13 protein-coding genes and 1 pseudogene are annotated in these 23836 nt (G+C 60.7%); 2 read left to right on the forward strand and 12 right to left on the reverse strand.

Features of this window, described 5'->3' with window-relative positions:
* Positions 1-12 precede the first annotated feature (12 nt).
* The 11 genes from glgX to QD409_RS28620 all read right to left on the reverse strand — a co-directional run bounded on the left by glgX (position 13) and on the right by QD409_RS28620 (position 21113).
* Complete coding sequence (gene glgX, locus QD409_RS28570) at positions 13-1983, reverse strand: glycogen debranching protein GlgX (RefSeq protein WP_430764277.1); 1971 nt, start codon at positions 1981-1983, stop codon at positions 13-15.
* Positions 1984-2172: 189 nt separating this feature from the next.
* Positions 2173-3801, reverse strand: a complete 1629-nt coding sequence (locus tag QD409_RS28575) for an alpha-D-glucose phosphate-specific phosphoglucomutase (RefSeq protein WP_092850118.1) — start codon at positions 3799-3801, stop codon at positions 2173-2175.
* A 4-nt stretch (positions 3802-3805) separates the two neighbouring features.
* Positions 3806-5248, reverse strand: coding sequence for a glycogen synthase GlgA (gene glgA, locus QD409_RS28580; protein ID WP_430764278.1), 1443 nt, complete (start codon positions 5246-5248; stop codon positions 3806-3808).
* 3 nt (positions 5249-5251) lie between these two features.
* A complete protein-coding gene (gene glgC / locus QD409_RS28585; protein ID WP_092850114.1) occupies positions 5252-6514 on the reverse strand; it encodes a glucose-1-phosphate adenylyltransferase in 1263 nt (420 codons plus the stop codon).
* Positions 6515-6540: 26 nt separating this feature from the next.
* Positions 6541-8748 carry a 1,4-alpha-glucan branching protein GlgB gene (glgB, locus tag QD409_RS28590; protein ID WP_092850112.1) on the reverse strand — a complete coding sequence of 736 codons (2208 nt, stop codon included), beginning with the start codon at positions 8746-8748 and terminating at the stop codon, positions 6541-6543.
* Positions 8745-11207 (reverse strand): glycogen/starch/alpha-glucan phosphorylase, encoded by a 2463-nt coding sequence (locus QD409_RS28595; RefSeq protein ID WP_092850106.1) that lies wholly within the window; start codon positions 11205-11207, stop codon positions 8745-8747. The genes glgB and QD409_RS28595 overlap by 4 nt, the downstream gene beginning before the upstream one ends.
* 297 nt (positions 11208-11504) lie before the next feature.
* Positions 11505-12707 carry a vWA domain-containing protein gene (locus tag QD409_RS28600; protein WP_342588035.1) on the reverse strand — a complete coding sequence of 401 codons (1203 nt, stop codon included), beginning with the start codon at positions 12705-12707 and terminating at the stop codon, positions 11505-11507.
* 161 nt (positions 12708-12868) lie between these two features.
* Positions 12869-13747, reverse strand: coding sequence for a transglutaminase family protein (locus QD409_RS28605; protein WP_092850092.1), 879 nt, complete (start codon positions 13745-13747; stop codon positions 12869-12871).
* A 4-nt stretch (positions 13748-13751) separates the two neighbouring features.
* On the reverse strand, positions 13752-16169 hold the full coding sequence (locus tag QD409_RS28610) for a circularly permuted type 2 ATP-grasp protein (protein ID WP_430764279.1): 2418 nt from the start codon (positions 16167-16169) through the stop codon (positions 13752-13754).
* Between the two features lie 13 nt (positions 16170-16182).
* Positions 16183-19503 (reverse strand): DUF2126 domain-containing protein, encoded by a 3321-nt coding sequence (locus QD409_RS28615; RefSeq protein WP_092850083.1) that lies wholly within the window; start codon positions 19501-19503, stop codon positions 16183-16185.
* Between the two features lie 182 nt (positions 19504-19685).
* Positions 19686-21113 (reverse strand): mannose-1-phosphate guanylyltransferase/mannose-6-phosphate isomerase, encoded by a 1428-nt coding sequence (locus QD409_RS28620; RefSeq protein ID WP_092850080.1) that lies wholly within the window; start codon positions 21111-21113, stop codon positions 19686-19688.
* Positions 21114-21373: 260 nt separating this feature from the next.
* On the opposite strand from QD409_RS28620, the pseudogene QD409_RS28625 reads away from it, so the two are divergent.
* Positions 21374-21517: pseudogene (locus QD409_RS28625) on the forward strand (transposase); the annotation flags it as partial.
* 88 nt (positions 21518-21605) lie between these two features.
* Here QD409_RS28625 and QD409_RS28630 read toward each other — a convergent pair.
* Positions 21606-22394 carry a LytTR family DNA-binding domain-containing protein gene (locus tag QD409_RS28630; RefSeq protein WP_092850074.1) on the reverse strand — a complete coding sequence of 263 codons (789 nt, stop codon included), beginning with the start codon at positions 22392-22394 and terminating at the stop codon, positions 21606-21608.
* Positions 22395-22484: 90 nt separating this feature from the next.
* On the opposite strand from QD409_RS28630, the gene QD409_RS28635 reads away from it, so the two are divergent.
* Positions 22485-23555, forward strand: a complete 1071-nt coding sequence (locus tag QD409_RS28635; protein ID WP_430764280.1) for an alpha/beta hydrolase family protein — start codon at positions 22485-22487, stop codon at positions 23553-23555.
* The last annotated feature ends 281 nt before the right edge of the window (positions 23556-23836 follow it).

A 23836-nucleotide genomic window follows, 5' to 3' on the forward strand; every position in this document is an offset into this window, starting at 1 on the left:
GTGCAACGAAGATCAGGTCTCAACGAGGAAGATGACGGAGCGCGCGGGAATGGTGATCTGCTCGCCGGCCGGCGTTTCGCCTGCTGCGATTAGCAGCGACCAGCCGCTTCTTTCGGATGGTGGTGGCCTGATGCCAAGTTCATTCGGTGTGCGATTAACGACAACGGCGAGACGTGTGGATCGGCCGTTGTCGAGATCCTGCGTTCTGATCGCCATGCCGAGCATATCGGCATCCGGTGCTTCCCACTCAGCTGTCGTCAACGACGATCCCGCCGCGGAAAACCAGCTCACGTCGCCATCGCCGCGGAAAAAATCCATCTCGCCGAAGGCGCCGAAGCGGCGGCGCAGGCCGGAAAGCCAGGCGGTATGGCCGATCAGTTCCTCGTCGAGAGTCGTCCAGTCCATCCAGGTGATGGCGTTATCTTGGCAGTAGGCGTTGTTGTTGCCCTGCTGGCTGCGTCCGCCTTCATCGCCTGCCGTCAGCATGATCGTGCCGCGCGTGGCAAACAGGGTCGAAAGCATGGCTTCGATGTCGGCGCGGCGTTTACGCTGGACCGATGGATCGGCCGTCTTGCCTTCGACGCCATTGTTCCAGGAAAAATTCTCGTTGTGGCCGTCGCGATTGTTCTCGCCGTTGGCCTCATTGTGCTTGTTCTCGTAGGAAACGAGATCCATCAGCGTGAAGCCGTCATGGGCGGCGAGGAAGTTGACGCTGCGGGTCTGCGTGCGGCCGTCGCGGCCGAAGATCGAAGAGGAGCCCGCAAGCACCGTTGCCAGGTCGCCGATCCTGGCGTCGCCGCGCCAGAAGCGGCGCAGATCGTCGCGGGCGCGATCGCTCCACTCGAGAAAGGGTGCTGAAAAATTCCCCAGCTGGTAGCCGCCGGGACCGATGTCCCAAGGTTCGGCGATCAGGATGCGATCCCGGAGAACCTCGTCCGCCAGCATCGCGCGTAGCGTCATACTGTCGGGATCGAAGCCCTTGCCGCCGCGTCCGATCACGGTGGCGAGATCGAAACGGAAACCATCAATGCCGGCGTGCCGGACGAAATGGCGCAGGCTGTCCATAATCAACCTGCGCGTCGCCGGCTGGTCGCAGGCGACGGTGTTGCCGGTGCCGGTATCATTGACCAGCGTGCCGGGCTGATCCGGTAGGTGGCGGAAATAGGTGGGATTGTCGAGGCCGCGCAGCGAAAGCGTCGGCCCGTGGCGATCGCTCTCCCCGGTGTGATTAAAGACGAGATCGAGGATGACGGCGATGCCTTCGGCGTGAAGGGCGGCGACGGTCTCGCGCAATTCCTTCATACCGCCGGGGACAAGACGCGGATCGAGCGCCATGAAGGCGACAGGATTGTAGCCCCAGCCATTGGTGAGGCCGAGCGGCGGCAGGTGCCGTTCATCGATCCAGGCGGTGATCGGCATCAGCTCGACGGCATTCACGCGCAGCCGTTTGAGATGGGCAATCACAGAGGGATGGGCGAGGGCGGCGACCGTGCCGCGTTGTTTCGCCGGCACATCCGGATGCAGCATGGTGAAAGGCTTGACGGCGATCTCGTATATCAGGCCGCCTGGCTGGAACAGCGGCTTGGCCGGGGCAACGGCGACGTCCCGCGTGACGATCGCCTTCGGCATCAGGTCCCGCGTGTCTTCGCCGACAATGCTCAGGCGCGGATCATATTGGAAAGGCCGATCCAGTTCCTTGGCATAGGGATCGATCAGCAGCTTGGATGGGTCGAACCACAGGCCCTGATCGGGATCGTATGTGCCATGAGCGCGCAGGCCGTAGCGCATGCCATGTTTGGCGTTCTTGACGAACAGACGATGCTCGTCGCCATCGCGGGTGAATGGCAGGCACAGGATTTCCTTCTTGCCCTCCGCATCGAACATGCAAAGCTCGATCCGCTCGGCATTCCTCGACCATACGGCAAATTCAACGCCGGTGTCTGTGAAGGTAGCGCCAAGGGAACGGATTGTCTGATCTGACATGTCTCGTGGGCTTTCCGGGTCGCTAGGAGTAGTCCCCTCTCCCTGCTTGCGGGGAGAGGGTCAGGGTGAGAGGCGGAGCGCTCGGCGAGTTATGCGGTTGCTGTGAATTTTGAGAAGGCCACTCATCCGACCAGTCGCCGCCCAACTTCTCCCCCGCGTTTGCGGGGCGAAGTTAGGCTCACGCCATCATCAGGTGATGACCGTCGGCGCGTCGCGGCCGGTGTGGCCCTTGATATCTGCGATAGCCTGAGCTGCGGCAATCAGGTCGGCGAGCGCTTCCTGCGTTTCGATATTGTGACGGGTCGAATCGGGCTCGTAACGTTCGATGTAGACGCGTAGCGTGGCGCCCGTCGTGCCGGTGCCGGAGAGGCGGAAGACCACGCGTGAGCCGCCTTCGAACATGATGCGGATGCCCTGATGCTGGCTGACGGACTTGTCGACCGGATCGTGATAGGCAAAGTCGTCGGCGGCGGAAACGGTGAGATCACCAATCTGTGTACCAGGCAAGGTCGGCAGCTTTCCGCGCAGCGCTGCAATCAGGCCATTGGCGGCATCGGTGTCGACGCCTTCATAATCGTGGCGGGAGTAATAGTTGCGGCCGTAGGTGGCCCAATGCTGCGTGACGATGTCGATGACGCTCTCGCCGCGCACGGCCAGGATGTTCAGCCAGAGCAGAACGGCCCACAGGCCGTCCTTCTCGCGAACGTGGTTCGAGCCGGTGCCGGAGCTTTCCTCGCCACAAATCGTCGCCATGCCCGCGTCGAGCAGGTTGCCGAAGAATTTCCAGCCGGTCGGCGTCTCGTAGATGCCGATACCGCGCTTTTCGGCAACGCGGTCGGCAGCGCCGCTGGTCGGCATGGAACGGGCAATGCCGGCGATGCCGTGCGAATAGCCGGGGGCGAGATTGGCGTTGGCCGCCAGGATCGCCAGGCTGTCGGACGGGGTAACGTAGATGCCCTTGCCGATGATGAGGTTGCGATCACCGTCGCCGTCCGACGCCGCGCCGAAATCGGGCGCATCGTCGCTCATCATCTCGTCGTAAAGCTCCTTGCAGTGGACGAGATTCGGATCCGGGTGATGGCCGCCGAAATCTGGCAGCGGCAGGAAATTGCGCACCGAGCCATCGGGCGCGCCGAGGCGGATCTCGAAGATTTCCTTGGCGTAAGGGCCGGTTACGGCGCTCATCGCATCGAAGTTAAGGCGGAAGCCGAGGCTGATCAGGTTGCGGATCGCACCGAAATCGAACAGCTCTTCCATCAGAGCCGCGTAGTCTTCGACCGGGTCGATAACCGAAACGATCATACCGCCGACATCTTCGCGGGCGATGCGATCGAGGTTGATATCGGGGAAGTCCGATATCTTGTAGCTGTCGATGACCTTGGAGCGCTCAAAAATGGCGTCGGTGATCTTTTCGGGCGCCGGGCCGCCATTGCCGATATTGTACTTGATGCCGAAGTCTTCCGTCGGTCCGCCGGGATTGTGGCTGGCCGACAGGATGATGCCGCCGAAGGCCTTGTACTTGCGGATGATGTTCGAAGCTGCGGGCGTCGAGAGGATGCCGCCCTTGCCGACCATCACCTTGCCGAAGCCGTTCGCGGCGGCCATCTTGATGGCCTTCTGGATGACCTCGCGATTGTAGTAGCGGCCGTCACCGCCGATGACCAGGGTTTTGCCCTGGTAGCCCTCGAGCGAATCGAAGATCGACTGGATGAAGTTCTCCGCGTAATTCGGCTGCTGGAATTCGGGGACCTTCTTTCGCAGGCCCGAGGTGCCGGGCTTCTGATCCGCATAGGGGGTGGTGGATACGGTTTTAATCATCGGGTTAAGCGCCTCTCGAGACTAGACTGGAGTAGAGAGCGGCATAGCGTTCTGCGCTCCTGCCCCAGGATACGTCGGATTTCATGCCCTGCTTTTGCATCTGCGTCCAGACCTTTCGATCCTGAAAAAGATGCATGGCACGGCGCATGGCTTGTAGCAGTCCTTCGGCGGTGACGGGCGAAAATTGAATGCCGGTGGCGACTTTCGCCTGAAGTGCGGCGTGATTGGCGTCGATAATGGTATCGTTGAGCCCGCCCGTACGCGCAACGATCGGCAGGCAGCCATAACGTAAGCCATAAAGCTGCGTGAGGCCACAGGGTTCGAAGCGCGAGGGGATGATAATCGCGTCACAGCCGGCCTGCATCAGATGCGACATCGGCTCATTATAGCCGGCGGAAACGCCGACGCGGCCGCGATGACGGCCGGCTGCGGCAAATAGCGCGCCTTCCAGTGCCGCGTCGCCGGCACCCAGGATGGCAAGCTTGCCTCCCATCTGGACAATTTCGCTGGCAATACTCGCCAGAAGGTCCATGCCTTTCTGCCAGGTCAGGCGGCTGACGACGCAGAAGATCGGGCCGTCATCGGCATCGAGGCCGAAATGCTCGATGATGCGCTGACGGTTGATGGCGCGATCCTTCAGCGTTGCCGCGCTATAGGTCTGCGCGATCATCGCATCGGTTGCCGGATTCCAGATGTCGTCGTCGATGCCGTTGACGATGCCGTGCAGGCTGTCCGCCCTGCTGGCGATGACGCCTTCCAGACCCATGCCGAATTCCGGCGTCAGGATTTCCGCGGCATAGGACGGGCTGACGGTGGTCAGTGCATGGGCCGTCTGCAGGCCGCCCTTGAGGAAGCCGACATCGCCATAATATTCGATGCCTTCCATGGAAAACGCATGCGCCGGCAGGCGCAGGCCGGGGAAGATGTCGGGGCCGAACTGGCCCTGAAAGGCAATGTTGTGGATGGTGAGCACGCTCGGAAGTTCCGGCGCCGGATAGTAGCGCATGTAGACCGGCACCATGGCGGATTGCCAGTCATGCGCATGCACCAGATCCGGTTGCCATCCGGGCAGTCGGCCGGCGGCGATTTCCGCACCCGCCAGCGACAGAGCGGCGAAGCGCCGCCAGTTGTCGGGATAATCCTTACCGGTAGCATCGACATAGGGGCCGCCGGTGCGATTGTAGTAGGCTGGCGCATCCAGAACGAGAAAGGAAATGCCAGCGTGCTCGACTTCCAGCACAGTCGCCTTTTCGCCGAGCAGGTCGGCAAACTCGAGGCAGACGACCGGATCGCGAATGACCTTCATGACCGCGGGATAGCCCGGGATCAGGGTCTTGGTTTCAATGCCATAGGGATTTAGTGCAATAGGCAGGGCGCCGGCCACATCGGCCAAGCCCCCTGTCTTGATCAGGGGGAAGACTTCGGACGATACCGAGAGAACCTTCATAAGTTACAAATCCAGCTTGTCGATCATCGTCTGCGTGATGAGGCAGATGCCGCTTTCCGTGCGGCGCCAGCGCTTGGCATCCAGCTCCGGATCCTCGCCGACGATCAGCCCTTCGGGAATGGTGACACCATGATCGATGACGACGTTCTTGAGCTGCGCGCGGCGACCGACCTTGACGCTGGGCAGCACCACGGCTCCCTCCAGCTTGGAGTAGGAGTTGGCGCGCACGCCGGTAAACAGCAGACTGTTGTAGAGGCTGGCGCCTGAGATGATGCAGTCGCCGGCGACGACGGAAGAGACTGCCGAACCGCGGCGATCCTCGTCGTCATGGACGAACTTGGCCGGAGGGCTGATTTCGGCATAGGTCCAGATCGGCCAGGACTTGTCGTAGATGTCGAGCTCCGGCACCACGGCGGTCAGGTCGATATTGGCCTGCCAATAGGCATCGATCGTGCCGACATCGCGCCAATAGGCCTCACGCTCGAAATCCGAGCGGACGCAGGATTGCGTGAAGCGATGCGCGACGGCTTTGCCGTTCTTGACGATGTAGGGGATGATGTCCTTGCCGAAGTCGCGGCTCGAATTCGGATCGGCCGCATCGCGCTTCAGGCATTCGATCAGGAACTTGGTGTGGAAGACATAGATGCCCATCGATGCTAGCGCGAAATCCGGATTGCCGGGAATGCCTGGCGGATCTGCGGGCTTCTCGACGAAATCGATGATCTCGTCTTTCTCGTTGACGTGCATGACGCCGAAGCCGACGGCTTCCATGCGGGGCACTTCGAGGCAGCCGATCGTGACTTGAGCGCCAGAATCGACGTGCTGCTGCAGCATCCATTCATAGTCCATCTTATAGATATGGTCGCCGGCGAGGATGACCATGTATTCCGGGCCATAGGGCTCGATGATGTCGATGTTCTGGTAGACTGCGTCGGCGGTGCCCTCATACCATTGCGTTTCCGACACGCGCTGCGAAGCCGGCAGGATATCGAAGCTCTCGTTTCGTTCCGGGCGGAAGAAGTTCCAGCCGCGCTGCATGTGGCGGATCAGCGAGTGCGCCTTGTACTGGGTGGCGACACCGATGCGGCGAATACCGGAATTGAGCGCGTTGGAGAGGGCGAAATCGATGATTCGGGTCTTGCCGCCGAAGTAGACCGCTGGCTTGGCGCGGCGATCGGTCAGTTCCTTCAATCGGCTGCCTCGGCCCCCGGCAAGAACGTAGGCCATGGCGTCGCGTGCCAGCGGCTGGAAACGTTTTTCTACCATTTTATTCCTCCCTGTCCGTAGTGATCTCAAAATTCCGGTTCGAGCATGATGGTCGCCAGCGGAGGCAGCGTTATTGTCGCTTGTATGCCACCGCCGGCACTTACGGCCTGCACACGCCCGCCGTTGCCCTTGCCGCTGCCGCCATAAATGTCGGCATCGGTATTCAGTATCTCACGCCACCGCCCCTCAACTGGCAAGCGCAAGGTATAATTTTCACGGTAGACTGGCGTGAAATTGGTGATGACTGCAACCGGTTTTTCGCCGGGCGCCTTGCGCAGCCAGGCAAAGACCGAATTCTCGAAATCATCGACAATCAGCCACTCGAAACCATCGCCCTCGCAGTCGCGGGCATGCAATGCCGGCTTGCTGCGATAGGTGAAATTGAGATCGCGCACGAGGCGCCGCATGCCTTCATGCATACGGTATTGCAGCAGATTCCAGTCCAGAGCGCGCTCTTCGCTCCACTCGCTCCACTGCGCGAATTCCTGGCCCATGAACAGCAACTTCTTGCCGGGATATCCCCACATGAAGGCATAATAAGCGCGCAGGTTGGCGAATTTCTGCCAGTCGTCGCCGGCCATTTTGGCGATCAGCGACCCTTTGCCGTGCACCACCTCGTCATGGGAGAGCGGCAGCACGAAGTTTTCCGAGAAAGCGTAGATCAGGCCGAAGGTCAGCTCATTGTGATGATATTTGCGGTGCACGGCCTCGCGGGAGAGGTAGCTCAGCGTGTCGTGCATGAAGCCCATGTTCCACTTGAAGCCGAAGCCGAGGCCGCCTTCGTGAACTGGTTGCGATACCTTCGGCCAGGAGGTCGATTCCTCGGCGATGGTCATGACGCCCGGATGCGCGCCATAGACCCTCGTATTCATCGACTGGAGGAAGCGCACCGCCTCAAGATTTTCGTTGCCGCCATATTCGTTCGGGATCCATTCTCCATGCTTGCGGGAATAGTCGAGATAGAGCATGGAGGCGACGGCATCGACGCGCAAACCGTCCAGATGGTATTTTTCTGCCCAGAAGAGTGCGTTGTTCTCCAGATAGGAGAGGACCTCGGTACGGCCGAAATTGTAGATCGCCGTATTCCAATCGGGGTGAAAGCCCTTGCGCGGGTCTTCATGTTCGTAGAGCGCCGTGCCGTCGAACCAGCGCAGGCCATGTTCGTCGGTCGGGAAATGTGCCGGCACCCAATCGAGAATGATGCCGATGCCGACTTTGTGGCAGCCGTTGACGAAACGGGCAAAGCCTTCCGGCTCGCCGAAACGGGCGGTGGGCGCATAAAGACCAGTGGTCTGATAACCCCAGGAAGGATCGTAGGGGTGCTCGGTGATCGGCAGGAATTCGATATGGGTAAAGCCCATGTCGACACAATAGGGGATCAGGCGCGAGGCCAGCTCATCCCAGGACAGCATCGATCCGTCATCGCGGCGTTGCCAGGAGCCTGCGTGCACCTCATAGATGCTGATGGGCTGGCGACGCTGGTCGACGCTTGCCCAATGCTCGCGATGGGCCGCATCTTCCCAGACCTGATTGAGTCCGTTGGCTGTGACGGACGCCGTCTTCGGGCGGAGCTCGCTGCGGCGGGCGAAAGGATCGGCCTTCAGCGGCAGCAGCACGCCATCTTGGCCGCGAATCTCGAACTTGTAGGCAACGCCGGCCGGAACATCCGGAGCAAAGATTTCCCAAATGCCGGAGTCGGAGCGGAAGCGCATGACATGCCGGCGGCCATCCCAACCATTGAAATCGCCGACGACCGAGACGCGCTGGGCGTTTGGTGCCCAGACCGCGAAGTGAAAGCCCTGAACGCCCTCGTGTTTCAGGGGATGGGCGCCCATCTTGTCGAAGAGGCGCAAATGCGTGCCCTGGCGGGCGAAATAGTCGTCCATCGGCCCGAGAACCGGGCCGAAGCTGTAGGGGTCGGTGATCGCCCATTCGGCATCGCCGCGCCTGGCGCGATAGCGCACCGGTTGCTGCTTGGAGAGTTTTACCTCGCCGGAGAAAAAGCCCGCCGGATCGAGACAATCCAGCTCACCGATTACGGTGCCATCCAGCGCGGTGGCGGTTACTGCCTCCGCGCCAAGGATGAAACAACGCGCTACAAATCCGTCATCCATCCGATGCACGCCGAGAACGGCGAATGGGTCGGAATGTGTGCCTGCGAGAATTGCAGCAATATCGCCTGCCGAAATGTCCCTCAAGCTTGTGCCGTCAGCGGGTCTCTTCGGCTTTTTCATCCAGCTCTCCAGATTTCCTTGGCATATTGACGGATCGTCCGATCGGAGGAGAACCAACCCATGCGCGCGGTGTTGTTGATCGTCTTGGCGTACCACTCGGACGGATTGGCCCAGAGGATGTCGACTTCGCGCTGGGCTGCGGCATAGGCATCGAAATCGGCGGCAACCATGAACCAGTCATGGCTGTAGATGCCTTCGATCAGGTTGGCATAGCGGCTGCGGTCGTCCGGCGAGAAGACGCCCGAGGCGATGGCCGCAAGCGCCTGAGCGAGCTCGCGCGAGCGTTCGATGACGGCGCGAGGGTCATGGCCGTCGCTGCGCAGGCTGGCGACTTCATCTGCCGTGAGGCCGAAGATGATGATGTTGTCCTCGCCGACATTATCGCGCATTTCGACATTGGCGCCGTCGAGCGTGCCGATGGTCAGCGCGCCGTTGAGGCCGAATTTCATGTTGCCGGTGCCCGACGCTTCCATGCCGGCTGTCGAAATCTGCTCGGAGAGGTCAGCGGCCGGAACCATGACTTCGGCGAGAGAGACGTTGTAGTTCGGCACGAAGACGACCTTCAGCAGGCCACGTACCGACGGGTCGTTGTTGATGACGCGGGCGACGTCGTTGATCAGCTTGATGATGAGCTTGGCGTTATGGTAGCTCGGCGCCGCCTTGCCGGCGAAGAGCTTGACGCGCGGCTGCCAATCCAGCTCGGGATGCGAGCGGATCTGGTCGTAAAGAGCGACTGTTTCGATGATGTTGAGAAGTTGACGCTTGTATTCGTGAATGCGCTTGATCTGGATGTCGAACATCGCATTTGGATCGAGCTTGATGCCCATGCGGCTCGCGACCAGATTGGACAACTGCACCTTGTTGGCGCGCTTGACGGCAGCAAACTTCTGCTGGAAGGCGCTGTCGCGGGCGAACTGATCCAGGGGTTTCAGTTTTTCGGCATCGTCGAGGAAGGCGTCGCCGATCGTTTCGCGGACGAGGTTTGTCAGACCGGGATTGCACTGCATCAGCCAGCGGCGCGGTGTGATGCCGTTGGTCTTGTTGTTGATGCGATCCGGATAGAGCTTATGCAGGTCGGCAAAGACGGTGACCTTCATCAAGTCGGTATGCAGCGCGGAAACGCCGTTGATCGAATGCGAGCCGACGAAGGCGAGATTGCCCATGCGCACGCGGCGATCGCCGTTCTCGTCGATCAGAGAGATCGAGCGGATTTCCGTATCGTTGAAGTTGCGAGCCTTGCGGGCTTCGACAAGAATCTTCGCATTGATGGCGTAGATGATCTGCATGTGTCGCGGCAGGAGCCGTTCGAACAGCGGCACCGGCCAGCTTTCGAGCGCTTCCGGCAGCAGCGTATGGTTGGTGTAGCCGAAGGTGTTGCGGGTGATATCCCAGGCTTTGTCAAATTCGAAGCCATGGACATCGACCAGGAGACGCATCATTTCCGTGACGGAAACGGCTGGATGCGTGTCGTTCAGCTGGATTGCGACCTTGTCGGCCAGGTTGGTCAGATCGTCGTACTGCTGGAGATGGCGGCGAATAATGTCCTGCAGCGAGGCTGACGAGAAGAAGAATTCCTGGCGCAGGCGCAGCTCCTGGCCGGCGGGCGTCGCATCGGCCGGATAGAGGACGCGCGTCAGGCTTTCGGCCTTGTTGCTTTCACGCAGCGCGCCGATGTGGTCGCCAGCGTTGAAGGCATCGAGCAGGATTGGGTCGATCGGCTGCGCCGACCAGAGACGGAGCGTGTTGACGCGCTTGGCGCGCCAGCCGACGACGGGCGTGTCGAAGGCAGTGGCGATAACGCGCTCGGCCGGCTTCCAGACATAACGGGGCTGATCGTCATGGCCACCGACGGTTTCGACGCCGCCGCCAAAGCCGATTTCATAGGAGCTTTCCTGGCGCTCGAATTCCCATGGGTTGCCATGGGCCAGCCAGGTTTCCGGCAGCTCCACCTGCCAGCCATCCGCCATCTGCTGCCGGAACAGGCCGTGCACATAGCGAATGCCGTAGCCATAGGCCGGCACATCGACGGTCGCCATGGATTCCATGAAGCAGGCGGCGAGACGGCCAAGGCCGCCATTGCCGAGCGCCGCATCAGGCTCGAGGCCGGCGATGACGCGGATATCGACGCCGAGCGAAGAGAGCGCGTTGGTGATCTCTTCCATCAAGCCGAGGTTGGAAACCGCGTCGCGCATGAGGCGCCCGATCAGGAATTCCAAGGATAGATAGTATACGCGCTTGGCGCCGGTCTCGTAGACCCGGCGGGTCGATTCCATCCATTTGTCGATGACGCGGTCACGAATAACGAGGATCGTCGCCGTCAGCCAGTCGTGCGGCTTAGCCACTTTCGCATCCTTGCCGATGCGATAGGTCAGGCGTTCGATAATTTCTTCCGCAAGGATTTCGGGGCGGGAACTGCGTGGGGCTGGAACGGGGAGATCAGCCTTCGTCAAATTATTCATACTATCAACTCTCGCCATTTGTGTTTTATATTCAGGGTGTTATGCCCGATTAAACCAAATTTCCTCTCCTCTTCACTATCAGTTTACGCACTGATGTAAAGCAGTTGCAACAGGGGAGTTGAGCAGATGCCAAAATAGCCGCCAAATGCTTGTTTCCGGCGGGAAATGACTTGATTCCGATGATGTTTCCGGCTCTTATTCGCGCATCATTGAAACGAAAAGCCGCGCGATACACGTTCCGCGCGGCTTTTTCTTTTGCATCGTCCTGTGATTGCTTCGCGCGAGGCGCCTGCAAGGTCAATTGGTCAGCAGTGTCATCTGCTTTGCCGCTTGAGCGCCGATGGTCTTGAAGGCGGTGACCAGATCGGACATTTGCTGCGCATCAAAATAATTGGATGGGCTTGATGCGCAGGAGGCGAGCAAGGTTTGTCCACGCGTCGGGGCCATGAAGGCGACCGTGTAAATCTGCACACCGGCATCTTTTGCGGCTTTACAGGTCGCCAGTGTTTTTTGATCCGAGCTCGTGTCGTTGTTTTCGCCGTCTGTCATCAGAACGATATATTTCTGGAAGCTTTTATTGCCTCCATTGCTCTGCGCAGTTGCTTCAGTCGTAGATGCGACGCTGTTATAGGCTTTTTTCATCGGGGCGTTCGACTCAGTGCCACCCGACGCATTCAGTCCGCTAACGACGTTGGTGCGCGTCGTCTTTGTTCCCCAAGCAAGGTTGCTGAAGCTATCAACCTGGCTGCTCCACGCAATGGCTGCAGTGCGAACATATTGTGACTTGGGATCGGCAGCATCCAGTTGGTCAAGAAGATTGCCAACTGCCGTCTTCAGCGCATCTATCTTTTTGACGTAGCAGGGGCTTAATGGATTTGGATACTGATAGAGATAGGTCCCATCAGTATAGTATTGCGTGCAGCTGCTCTGTGACTTGTCGATGGCATTCGTGTTCAGCAGCATCGATCCGGACTTATCGAGTGCGATCTCCATCGATAGGGCGGTTTTTTGAATAGCCGTTCCGCTTGTTGTCGAGCTGGATGCCGCGATGGATACCGATTGCATGCCAAGCAAGCGGCTCATGCTATTGACCGGCATGCTATAGGAAGCGTTGACCGTGACCGAATAGCTTGTGCCGCCGGATGAATTGCTGCTCGACGTTACCGAGGTCGACGTTCCAGCCTTTAGTGCATCCGCTGTCGCGCCATCTCCGGACAGGTAGTTAGACATCTGCCCCAGGACGAAATTGTTGCCGAGATCCTTGGCGGTCGTCGTGGTCGCCGTGCCATTGGCGAGCGCCGTTGCGGCGGCGAGCGCGGCGGCATCCGTTGCCTCCTGGAGCTGGCTGTGCGACAGCGTCATGTTCGTGACATCGAGCGCAACGCCGCCGGTAGCGACCAGCACCGGTATGGAAACTGCGGTCAAAATGCCGAAGTTTCCAGCGCTATTGGCCAGAAATTTCTTAAATATACCAAGTATATCCGAACCGGAGATCATCATGTCCGCCTGCTGGAGGGAGTTAAAAGCCTCAAGAATGGGCCGGACTATCGACGAAAAATATGAGTCAATCGTTTAAGTAGTAGTTTGAATTTTTACAAACCGCCTGATTGGTCTCATTTTGATGTGGTTCTATATTGTATTAGCTTTGTATTAGCTTTGTATTATATTAGAGGGATTACATCTACAGCTTGAACGGTTTTTTGGTCACCGTAACCTTTAAGCACGCCGATGACGGGTGCCACATCGGAATAATCGCGGCCATAGGCGACGACGATGTGATCTGTGCCGGCCGGGATATTGTTGGTCGGGTCAAGCTCGATCCACCCCGCCGTCTCCCCACACCAGACGCGCACCCAAGCATGCATGGCGTCGGCGCCTTCGAGCCTTTCCTTGCCCGGTGGCGGAATGGTGCGCAGGAAGCCGCTGACATAGCCGGCCGGAATGCCGAGGCTGCGCAGCGCGATGATCATCACATGCGAAAAATCCTGGCAGACGCCGCGCTTGATACGGAAAGCCTCCTTGGGCGTGGTGTCCACCGTCGTTGCCTTGGGATCGTAGGTAAAATCCTTGTGTATCTGCGCGCAGACCGCATGGGCGATCTGCAGAGTCGTCAGATTCGTAGCCTTCCACTGCCTGCTATAATCGGCAATCTCGCTTGTTTCAGGCAGGCGCGGGCTGCTGCCGCGGAAATGGTGAGGGGAAGAAGGATCGATTGACCAGCAATCGTCGATCTCTTCAGGCAACTTGGCGAGCAGGGGTGAAAAGTCGGCCGTGACAGGCTGGCTTTCCACCTGCACACGTGCCTGCATGCGGATGTCGAGCCTTTCATGCGGATCTCGCACCAGGATCGAGGTTGCCGGATGCTGGAAGAAATCCGTGAAGTTCGATTGCTCGTCCGGCCCCGGGGTTATTTTCACCGAGCCGGCGATCAGCCGTTGCCGATTGGGCAGGGAGAGCGGCATGACGCGCAGAATATGCCGCGCGCCGCTTGCCGGTACGTCATAGATATAGCCCATATGAAGCGAGAGGTCGTAGAGCATCACGTCATCCGAGATAGGTGCGTGCCAGCAGGTCGGAAAGCCGCTCCAGTTCGCGCGCGAGCTGCTGGTAGACCTCGACTGTCATCGTTTCCGGCGTCATCACGGCCAACCCCGAATGCAGCCGCATGGCCTCGCGATAGAAGGGCGACATCTGGCCGTTGACGAAAGCATTCGGCAGTTGCTCGACCTCACGGTGGATCTCATTCATCTGGAAGAGGATCGAGCGCGGGTTGAGGGGATCGAGCGCCAAAAGGTCCGTCACCGTCAGGCGAGCGGTATTGACGTTGTAGCGGCGGCGATGGGTCATGACGCTATCGCCGATTTCCAGCAGCATGTCGAGTGCGCCATCGGGCGCATCGGGGCCGGACATATGGCCGAGCAGTCGCGTCATGTGCAGGCCGCGTTCGATATAGCGGCCGAGCGACAGGAAGCGCCAGCCGGTGAAGCGATACATGTTCTCGTGCACGAGGCCGGCAAAGCCCGCGAGCTTGCGCAGCAGGATCGTCATCGCATGGCTGGCGTCATCGCCGTGCTTCACGCCTTCCTTGAAGCGGCGTGCCGTCTTGGCAAGGTCGTTCAGTGCCAGCCAGCCGTCCGGAGAGAAGCGATCGCGGATATTGCTGGCCGAATAGACTGCGCTATCGATGTTACGCAGCAGATTTTCCGGCACCGCCTGCTTGGTATCGATGTCGATGGCGGCAAGATAGTCGCTGACGTCGGCAAGCAGCGGCTGCTTCGGATCGGCCGCTTCGGCGAAACGCCCGTGCCAGGCGCGTAAGATGCGCAGCGCCCCTTCGGCACGCTCGATGTAGCGGCCGAGCCAGTAGAGGTTGTCGGCGGCGCGGCTCGGCAGGCTGCCCGGCATATTGCGGGTGAAAGTTTCTTCGGTCGGCAGCAGCGTATGGGCTTCGACGGGCTTGTCGGAGACGATCCAGACGTCGGCCGCCGAGCCGCCGGCCTGCATGGCGATGGCGGCGACATCATCGCCGCTGCCGATGCGGGCGAAGCCGCCGGGCATGATCTGCCAGCCGTTTTCCGTGCGGGCGGCGAACACGCGCAGGCTCATCGGCCGCGGCGTCAGCTTGCCGTTGACCCAGGCCGGCGTGGTCGAAAGCGTCACCACTTCCTGGCCGACCAGCTTCTGGCCTTCGGTCGCCAGCCAGTCTGCGATCGAATCGCGGGCGGTGCTGCGCAATGTCGAGCCCAGCACTGATTGGCCGTTGTCATCGAAGAATGGCATGCGGGAATAGGCTGGACCGATCACCATTTTCTCGATGTTGGCGGCGACATGCTCGCGTTCGCTCTTCTGGCCGCACCACCAGGTCGCGATCGACGGAAGCTTCAACTCCTCACCGCGCAGATGCCGGCAGATGGTCGGCATGAAGGCGAGCAGGGCGCGTGTCTCAAGGATGCCGGAGCCGAGGGCATTGACGATGGTTACCGTCTGTGCCCGCAACGCTTCGACTATGCCTGGCGTGCCGATATGGGATTGCTGGTTGAGCTCCAGCGGATCGGCATAGGCTGCATCGAGACGGCGCCAGAGCACGCTGATTGGCCGCAACCCTGCGACCGTGCGCACCATCAGCTGGTCGTTGACGACGGTGATATCCTCGCCTTCCAGCAGCATGAAACCGAGATAGCGGGCGATATAGGCGTGCTCGTAATAGGTCTCGTTGGCAGGCCCCGGCGTCAGAACGGCGACGCGTCCCTCGGTGCCGCGCTTGCCGCCGAGCAGCGCATCGCGAAAGGCGCCGAAGAAGGAGGCGAGGCGATGGACTTTGGTTTCGGCATAGATATCGGAGAACGCTCGGGTGGTGGCGACGCGGGTTTCGAGTGCGAAGCCGGCACCCGATGGTGCCTGGGCGCGGTCGGCGAGCACCCACCAATTACCATCCGGACCGCGGCCGACTTCGAACGCCAGGAAATGCAGGTAGTGGCCATGCGCAGGCTTAACGCCGACGAGCGGGCGTAGGAATTCGGGATTGGCCGCGATCAAGGCCGGCGGCAACAGTCCTTCGTTCACCAGACGACTGTCGCCATAGATGTCGGCGATAATCTCTTCGAGCAGATCGGCGCGCTGGCGCAAGCCCTCCGACAGCGACTGCCACTCGCGCTCATCGATGAGCACGGGAATATGCGAGATCGGCCAGCCGCGTTCGCTGACGCCCGTCGTCCCATAGGCTCGATAGAAAACGCCCGCATCGCGTAGATAGCGATCGGCGCGGGCGAAGCGCTCGGTCAGCTCCTGTTCCGACATGCGCGACAGCGCCGACAGAAGGTTTTGCCAGACCGGGCGGACGGCGCCTTTATTGTCGACCATTTCATCGGCGACACCAGGCAAAGGACGATAGGCAAAGGCCGGCGCCTTGCCGATGCCAGTCTTTACGTCGTCCCGCCGTTCCGTCGCCGGTTTTCTACTCATGCATAGTTCCGTCTCAAATTCCTGCCGGCCGCCTGAGGTCGAGTGTCAGCGGGAATTCCACCGATGCAGTCTCCGGTCTCAGGGCATAGCCACCCGCTGTATGCCCCCAAGGCTCGAAACGCGCAAGACGTCGCGCTTCCGCCTCGTTGCCATTGACGGGGAAGGTGTCATAGTTCCGGCCGCCCGGGTGAGCAACATTGTAGATGCAGCCGCCGATCGAACGGCGTGACCATGTATCGTAGATATCGAAGGTCAGCGGCGTGTCGATGGGCAGGACGGGATGCAGGCCCGAGGCCGGATGCCAGGCCTTGTAGCGCACGCCGGCGACCGAAACGCCCGCCATTCCCGTCGGCGTCAGCGGCACGGGACGGCCGTTGCAGGTAACCGTATAGCGGGAGGGATTGGCGGTCTCGAACCGAACCTGCAGGCGCTCGACCGATGAATCGACATAACGCACGGTGCCGCCGACAGCACCTTCTTCGCCGAGCACATGCCACGGCTCCAGCGCCTGGCGCAGTTCCAGCTTGCAGCCCTCATATTCCACCTCGCCGCAGAAGGGGAAACGGAATTCGAGCTGCGCCTGAAACCATTCCGGCCGCAGATCGAAGCCGTTTTCACGGAGATCGGCGAGCACGTCAAGGAAATCCTGCCAGATATAATGCGGCAGCATGAAGCGATCATGCAGCGTCGTGCCCCAGCGCACGAACCGGCCGTCGATGGGGTTGCGCCAGAAGCGGGCGATCAGCGCGCGCACCAGCAATTGCTGGGCAAGGCTCATGCGGGCATTCGGCGGCATTTCGAAACCGCGGAACTCGACGAGGCCGAGGCGTCCTGTCGGGCCATCCGGCGAGAACAGCTTGTCGATGCAGATTTCCGAGCGATGGGTGTTGCCGCTGGAGTCGGTCAGAAGATTGCGGAAAAGCCGGTCGACCAGCCAGGGCAGAGGCGAGTTGCCGCGGCCGGGCGCAGGCACCTGTGCAAGCGCGATTTCCAGCTCATAGAGGCTGTCATGGCGGGCTTCGTCGATGCGCGGCGCCTGGCTGGTCGGGCCGATGAACAGGCCGGAAAAGAGATAGGAGAGCGATGGATGGCGCTGCCAGTGCAGCACCAGGCTCTTCAACAGGTCGGGGCGGCGAAGGAACGGGCTGTCGTTCGGATTGGCGCCGCCAACGACGACATGATTGCCGCCACCGGTGCCGGTGTGACGCCCGTCGATCAGGAATTTGTCTGTGCCGAGACGTGTCTGTCGCGCCTCTTCGTAAACCGCCGTCGTGATGTCGACGCAGTCGTGCCAGTTCGACGCAGGATGGATATTGACCTCGATCACGCCCGGGTCGGGCGCGACGCGAATGACGTTGATGCGTTCGTCCTGTGGCGGCGAATAGCCTTCGATGTGAACCGGCAGCGCAAGTTCAGCCGCGGCATTCTCGGCGGCCGCCAACAGTTCGAGATAATGTTCGATCTTTTCGACCGGAGGCATGAAGACGCAAAGCCGACCGTCACGCGGTTCGACAGAGATCGCGGTGCGAACGGCGCCGCCGATTTCGCCGAGCGTCTGTTCGACCCGCGATTGCGAGCTTTCGTCCACCTGGAACGAGGCTTCTGGCATGGCGCGGCCAGCCGGCACGATGACGTCGGGCAGAGGCGTGCGCGGAATGGAGGGATCGGCCGTGTGGATATAGGGGTAGCGTGACGGCGGCACATAAGGGAGCGTGCCGAGCGGCAGGCGATAGCCGACCGGCGAATCGCCGGGGACAAGGAAAATCTTGCCGCGGCGTGTGCGCCACTTTTCACTGACCCAGCGGGTACCGCCGGCGCGCGCGTTCCATGCCTGTATGGGCAGTATGTAGCCGGTTGGAGTCGTCAGACCGCGCTCGAAAACACGGGCGATGCGGCTACGCTCCTCGGGATCCTTGAGCTTCGAATTGGAAGGATCGACGTTCTCGGGCAGGCTCCCCTCCTTGACGATCCATTCAGCCGGGTCTTCGTAAGCCGGTTGCACCATGTCAGGCTCGATCGCCAGTTCCTTGGCAATCGCATTCAGAAGCTTGCCGGCGCTCTCCGAGTCCGCACCGGTCTGTGCCGTTTCTTCGGCGATCAGAGCGGGGTTCTGCCAGATCGGCCGGCCGTCCTTGCGCCAGTAAAGCGAGAAGGTCCAGCGGGGCAGGCTTTCGCCGGGATACCATTTGCCCTGGCCATAATGCAGGAAGCCGCCGGGCGCGAAGCGCTCGCGCAGGCGCCGGATCAACTGATCGGCAAGGTCGCGTTTGGTCGGGCCGACGGCGGCGGTGTTCCATTCTTCAGACTGGAAATCGTCGATCGAGACGAAGGTCGGCTCGCCGCCCATCGTCAGGCGCACGTCGTCTTGTCTGAGGACGGCATCGACCTTTTCCCCGAGCTCATTCAACGCTTCCCAGCTTTCGTCGGAGAACGGCTTGGTGATGCGCGGATGTTCGGCGACGCGGGTGACCGTCATTGCGAAGTCGAATTCGGTCTTGGCCTCGCCGAAGTAGCCGCCGGAGATCGGGGCGGCATTGCGATAATGCGGCGTGGCGGCAAGCGGAATATGGCTCTCGCCGGTGAGCAGCCCCGAGGTCGGATCGAGGCCAACCCAGCCGGCGCCGGGAAAATAGACTTCCGCCCAGGCATGCAGGTCGGTGAAATCGACTTCGGTGCCGGAAGGGCCGTCGAGCGCCTTCAGGTCGGGCGTGAGCTGGATGAGATAGCCGGAGACGAAGCGGGCGGCGAGGCCGAGGTGGCGCAGCACCTGCACCAGCAGCCAGCTCGTGTCGCGGCAGGAACCCCTAGCCGCTTCCAAGGTCTCCTCGGGCGTCTGTACGCCGGCTTCCATGCGGATGACGTAGCCGATCTCATTCTGCAGGCGCGTATTGAGGCCGACGACCATGTCGACGGTTTTTTGTTCTGAGCGGTCGAGCGTGGCGAGGAAGGCTTTCAGCCGGGGGCCGGGCTCCTCTGGCTTCATATAGATCGACAGATCCTCGCGGATGGTCTCGGGATAGTCGAAGGGCCATCTGGTGGCTTCCTCTTCGACGAAGAAGTCGAAGGGATTGTAGACCGTCATGTCGGCGACGAGATCGACCTCGATCTTCAGTTCTGTCACCGGATCGGGAAAGACGAACCGGGCGAGATAGTTGCCGTAGGGATCCTGCTGCAGATTCACGAAATGATTTGATGGTGTGACCTTCAGCGAGTGGCTCAGCACATGGGTTTTGGAATGCGAGGCGGGTTTCAAGCGGATGATCTGGGGGCCAAGGCGGACCGGATTGTCATACTTGTAGTGAGTGAGATGATAGATGCTTGCCTTGATCGCCATATGTCTCTTCGCCTAGCCCGCATCATTGTGCGATGATTGCCGTTCCCACGGGCAGTGTGTGCAATGCAGCGAAAGAAAGCAAGGCGTGTCGGCATTTCATCAAAGTCTTGCGGTTCAAAGCCAAAAGCAAAGACGGCGAGCTTTCGCCCGCCGTTCTGAAATCTCAATCGATCTGCTTGCTGTCAGCTTCTGCCAAACTCGTCGACGAGGCGGATGATATCGTCTTCGCCGAGGTAGGAGCCGGTCTGTACTTCGATCAGTTCCAGCAGGATCTTGCCCGGGTTAGCCAGGCGATGCACTTCGCCAAGCGGAATATAGACCGATTCGTTTTCGCGCAGCATCTGCACATTCTCGCCGACCGTCACTTCCGCCGTACCCTTGACGACGACCCAGTGCTCGGAACGATGGTGATGCTTCTGCAGAGACAGCTTCTTGCCCGGCAGCACGAAGATGCGCTTGACCTGGAAGCGGTCGCCATTCAGCACCGACGTGTAGCCGCCCCATGGGCGATAGGAGGTCGGGTGCGTCTCTGTGAGCTTGGCGGTCTTTTTCTCGCTTGCCAGCAATTTGACGAGCTTGCCGACTTCCTGGCTGTCCTTGAGAGGCCCGACATAGACGGCGTCTTCACTGGCGATGACGGCGACGTCTTCAAGGCCTTGCACGGCCACATGGAGGCTGTGCGACATCACGAGCGAATTCTTCGTGTTGACCAGCGTCGCGGCGCCGGTGGAGACGTTGCCGCTTTCGTCGCGCTTGCCGACTTTCCAGACCGCATCCCAGCTGCCGAGGTCGGACCAGGTGAAGGGCGAGGGAACGACGGCGGCATTGGCGGTCTTTTCCATCAGCGCGTAGTCGATCGAGATGTTCGGGCTCTTGGAGAAATGATCCGCATCCAGGCGGGTGAAATCCAGATCGCGCGTCGATTTGGAAACGGCCTTGCTGGCGGCCTTTTCGACGTCGGGCGCAAATTCCTTCATCTCGGCGAGAAGCTGAGCGGCTGAGAACATGAACATGCCCGAGTTCCAGTAGAAATGGCCGCTCGCAACCATCTCCTCGGCCTTTTCCAGGACAGGCTTCTCGACGAAGCGCTTGACGGCATGCGCGCCTGATGGCAGCGCCTTGCCGCTTTCGATGTAGCCATAGCCGGTGGCCGGCTCGGTGGGCTTGATGCCGAAGGTGACGAGCTTGCCTTGAAGCGCGGTATCGCGCGCTAGGCGCACGCAATCGTAATAGGTCTTGCCGGCGTCGATCTCGTAGTCGGAACCAAGGACGTGCATGATCGCGTCCTTGTCGAAAAGCTCGGCAACAAGTTCCGCGGCGGCAGCGACGGCTGCGGCGGTATTGCGGGCGACCGGCTCCAGCAATATGGCTGCCAGCTTCAGATCCAGCTCGCGTGCCTGTTCGGCGACGAGGAAGCGGAATTCCTCATTGGTCAGAACGATCGGTGCCTCATAGAGCTCAGGATCCGCAACGCGCTTCAGCGTGTTCTGAAACAGCGTGCTGTCGCCGATGAACTGAATGAACTGCTTCGGAGCGGAAGCGCGCGACAGCGGCCAAAGCCGCGTGCCCTTGCCACCTGCCATGATCACCGGAACGATTTTTGCCGCCATGCTCTGCCTCTCCTGGACATCTCACTTGGAGCGTCTTTTAACGATGCACAACCATTGTGCTTTCGCCAAGCTCCTTCGACAATTTCCATCGCGATTGCGATATTTTTTCTTAAAGCGCAGCGTTAATACGTCGAGATCGTAAACAATCGGCGACTTTAATCTGGAAACATCAGTGAAAGTTCTCGGCTAGGCTCAGGACCTATTAAATTTCTTGCATGATGGGTACGAGATTGATTCCATAACGGCGAACAAGAGCCGTCATGAGCGATTTGTTTTGGCTGTCGCAGGCGCAGATGAAGCGCATCGAGCCGTGTTTTCCGTCGTCTCACGGCGTTCCGCGCGTTGACGACCATCGCGTCCTGAGCGGCATCGTCATCCGCAACGGCCTGCGCTGGCGCGACGCATCTGAAGGCGCATCGCACCGCTGCGAGTCTGCTCAAAAAAGGGCTCCTTCCCGCTGTCTCGGTCGGACGAAAGGCGGCCTGAACTCCATTAGCCCGTCCAGACCTCGTTCAGCAGCTTTCGGCCAGAACGGCTGACCGGCAGCACCGTGTCGTCATTGACGCGAACGCCGCGCCGGCAGGCTCGCATCGAGGCCTTTTCGGCGAGCTGGTGTGACACCCAATGCGAGCGATGGACACGCACGCCGCCATCCTCGCCAAGCGCCGCAATCGCGGCTGCGAGATTCATCAGGATCAAGGCCTCGCCGCGGTCGGTCCGTACCCTCACGTAATGGTCCTCGGCGCTCAGGGCGAGGATGGCGGCGTTGCGGATCCCGACCGGAAGCTTCGCGCGCAACGCCTGGTCGGTAGTCGGATGAAGCTGCTGCTGCGCCTCGCATGCGGTGCTTTGTGGGCGGGACTGCCGGAGCAAGGTCCAGCCGAGACTTGCGATCGCGAGATTGGACAGCAGCACCTGGATCGTCAGCTCGGAATAGGTAACATGGGCAAGCGCCCGAGGCGCCGACAAGCCCAAGGCTTCGAGAACGATCCAGCCGCCGACCGGAGCTGTGATGGCGCCAATTGCAAGCATCGCCCAAAATGGCAATGCGCCGCCGAACCAAAATCGCTGAACGATTTCGCAGAGCGCAAAGGCGATCGCGCAGATGGCAATGGCGACCCCGGCGAAATGCAACAGGCGGAGTGGAAGCGTCATGCTGACATAAGTGCCGAACGCACCCGTTACGGCAAGCGCCGTCGCGACGACGAGTGGGAGCAAGATGGCGGCGGGACGGCGCCACTGAAGGGGCGCAGCTGCCGAGAAGATGCCGGGAATGGTCACTGGCGAATAAACCCTACCGTTCGCGAAATCGGGCTCGACCTGCTCGGCTGCCCTTACGTAACAGGATAGCGGCTCACAAGAGGTGCATCAATGACAATTGCGATTTACAAGCGGCTCCGCGCGGCCGCCTTGCTGTTCTGCAGCACACCGATGGTGATGGGCCTGCTCTTCGGCGCAGCGAGCGCCGCCGAGGCAGGGTGGCGGCCCTACGAGGTCCCGCCCTCCGTCACCAACCCCGAGAAGATCCCGGCCGCTCTGTACTACCCGACGCAGGCGCCTATGCGCTCGATGGTGGTGGGGTCGTTCACGGTCAACGCAACCCCCATGGCCGCTCCGGAGGCAAAGACCAAAGGCCTCATCGTGATCAGCCACGGAACAGGTGGTTCGGAATTCGGGCAAAGCAGCTTGGCCGAGGCCCTCGCGCGGGACGGCTATTTGGTGGCGGCGCTGCGTCATCCGGGCGACAGTTACCAAGACAGCTCGCTGTGGCAAAAGCCGCTGGGCGCGTACTTCACGGAGCGGCCCCGGCAGGTCTCGCGCCTGATCGACGCGCTGCTTGCGGACCCCGAATGGAAGGACCGCATCGCGACGGATGCCAAAGGTCCGCGGATCGGCGCTGCCGGGCACTCGGCCGGCGGCTACACCGTGGTGGCCTTGGCGGGAGGGCAGGTCGATCTATCCCGGATCGGCGCGCATTGCGCGAAGGACACCGCGGAAGACCCGATCTCCTGCGGCATGGTCCGCGACATGCGCCAAATGCAGGCGCCACTTGTGCTCGAGTCGACCGCCGATCCGCGTGTCCGCGCGATCGTCGCCATGGCGCCCGTCGGCGTCATGTTCACGGAGCAATCCCTGAAGGCCATCACCGTGCCGAGCCTGATCTACGCCGCGGAAAAGGACCGCTGGTTACCGCCACGCTTTCACGCCGCATGGATCGGGCAGAACCTTCCCGGAGCGGGCTATCGCGTCATCGCCAATGCCGGGCACTTCGCCTTCATGAACCCCGCCAGCGCTCCGATTCCGACATTGGATGGCGACATCAGCGCCGACCCGCCCGGCTTCGATCGCACGGAATTTCTGAAGCAACTCGGCGAAGAAATCCCGGCATTCTTCGATCGAGCGCTCGCACCGAATGCGATCAATAGTAGAGTATCGCCATAATTCTCTTGTCTAGAGCGGTTCAGTTTTTCAGGGAATCTGAGAGCCGCTCTTCTGTAACGGGCATTGAGTCAATCCCTTTTGAGCTTAATCCCTCGCCGAGTGCTTGCTTCTGTCCGCAGTCGACGCTGGGGCCGCTGCTGTATGGGGTCTGCTGAGGACCGGCTGGCCAATCTAAAGATGCGCAGTCATTTGAGTGCTGCGTGAGCGGTTGCGGCCTAACCCATCCATCGTCCCGGCGAAGGGACCTTGCTCAGAGGGCTGATGGCAGTGCCCCCGAAGTC

The sequence above is a fragment of the Rhizobium sp. BR 315 genome (assembly GCF_050577975.1).
GTDB classification, from domain to species: Bacteria; Pseudomonadota; Alphaproteobacteria; order Rhizobiales; family Rhizobiaceae; genus Rhizobium; species Rhizobium miluonense.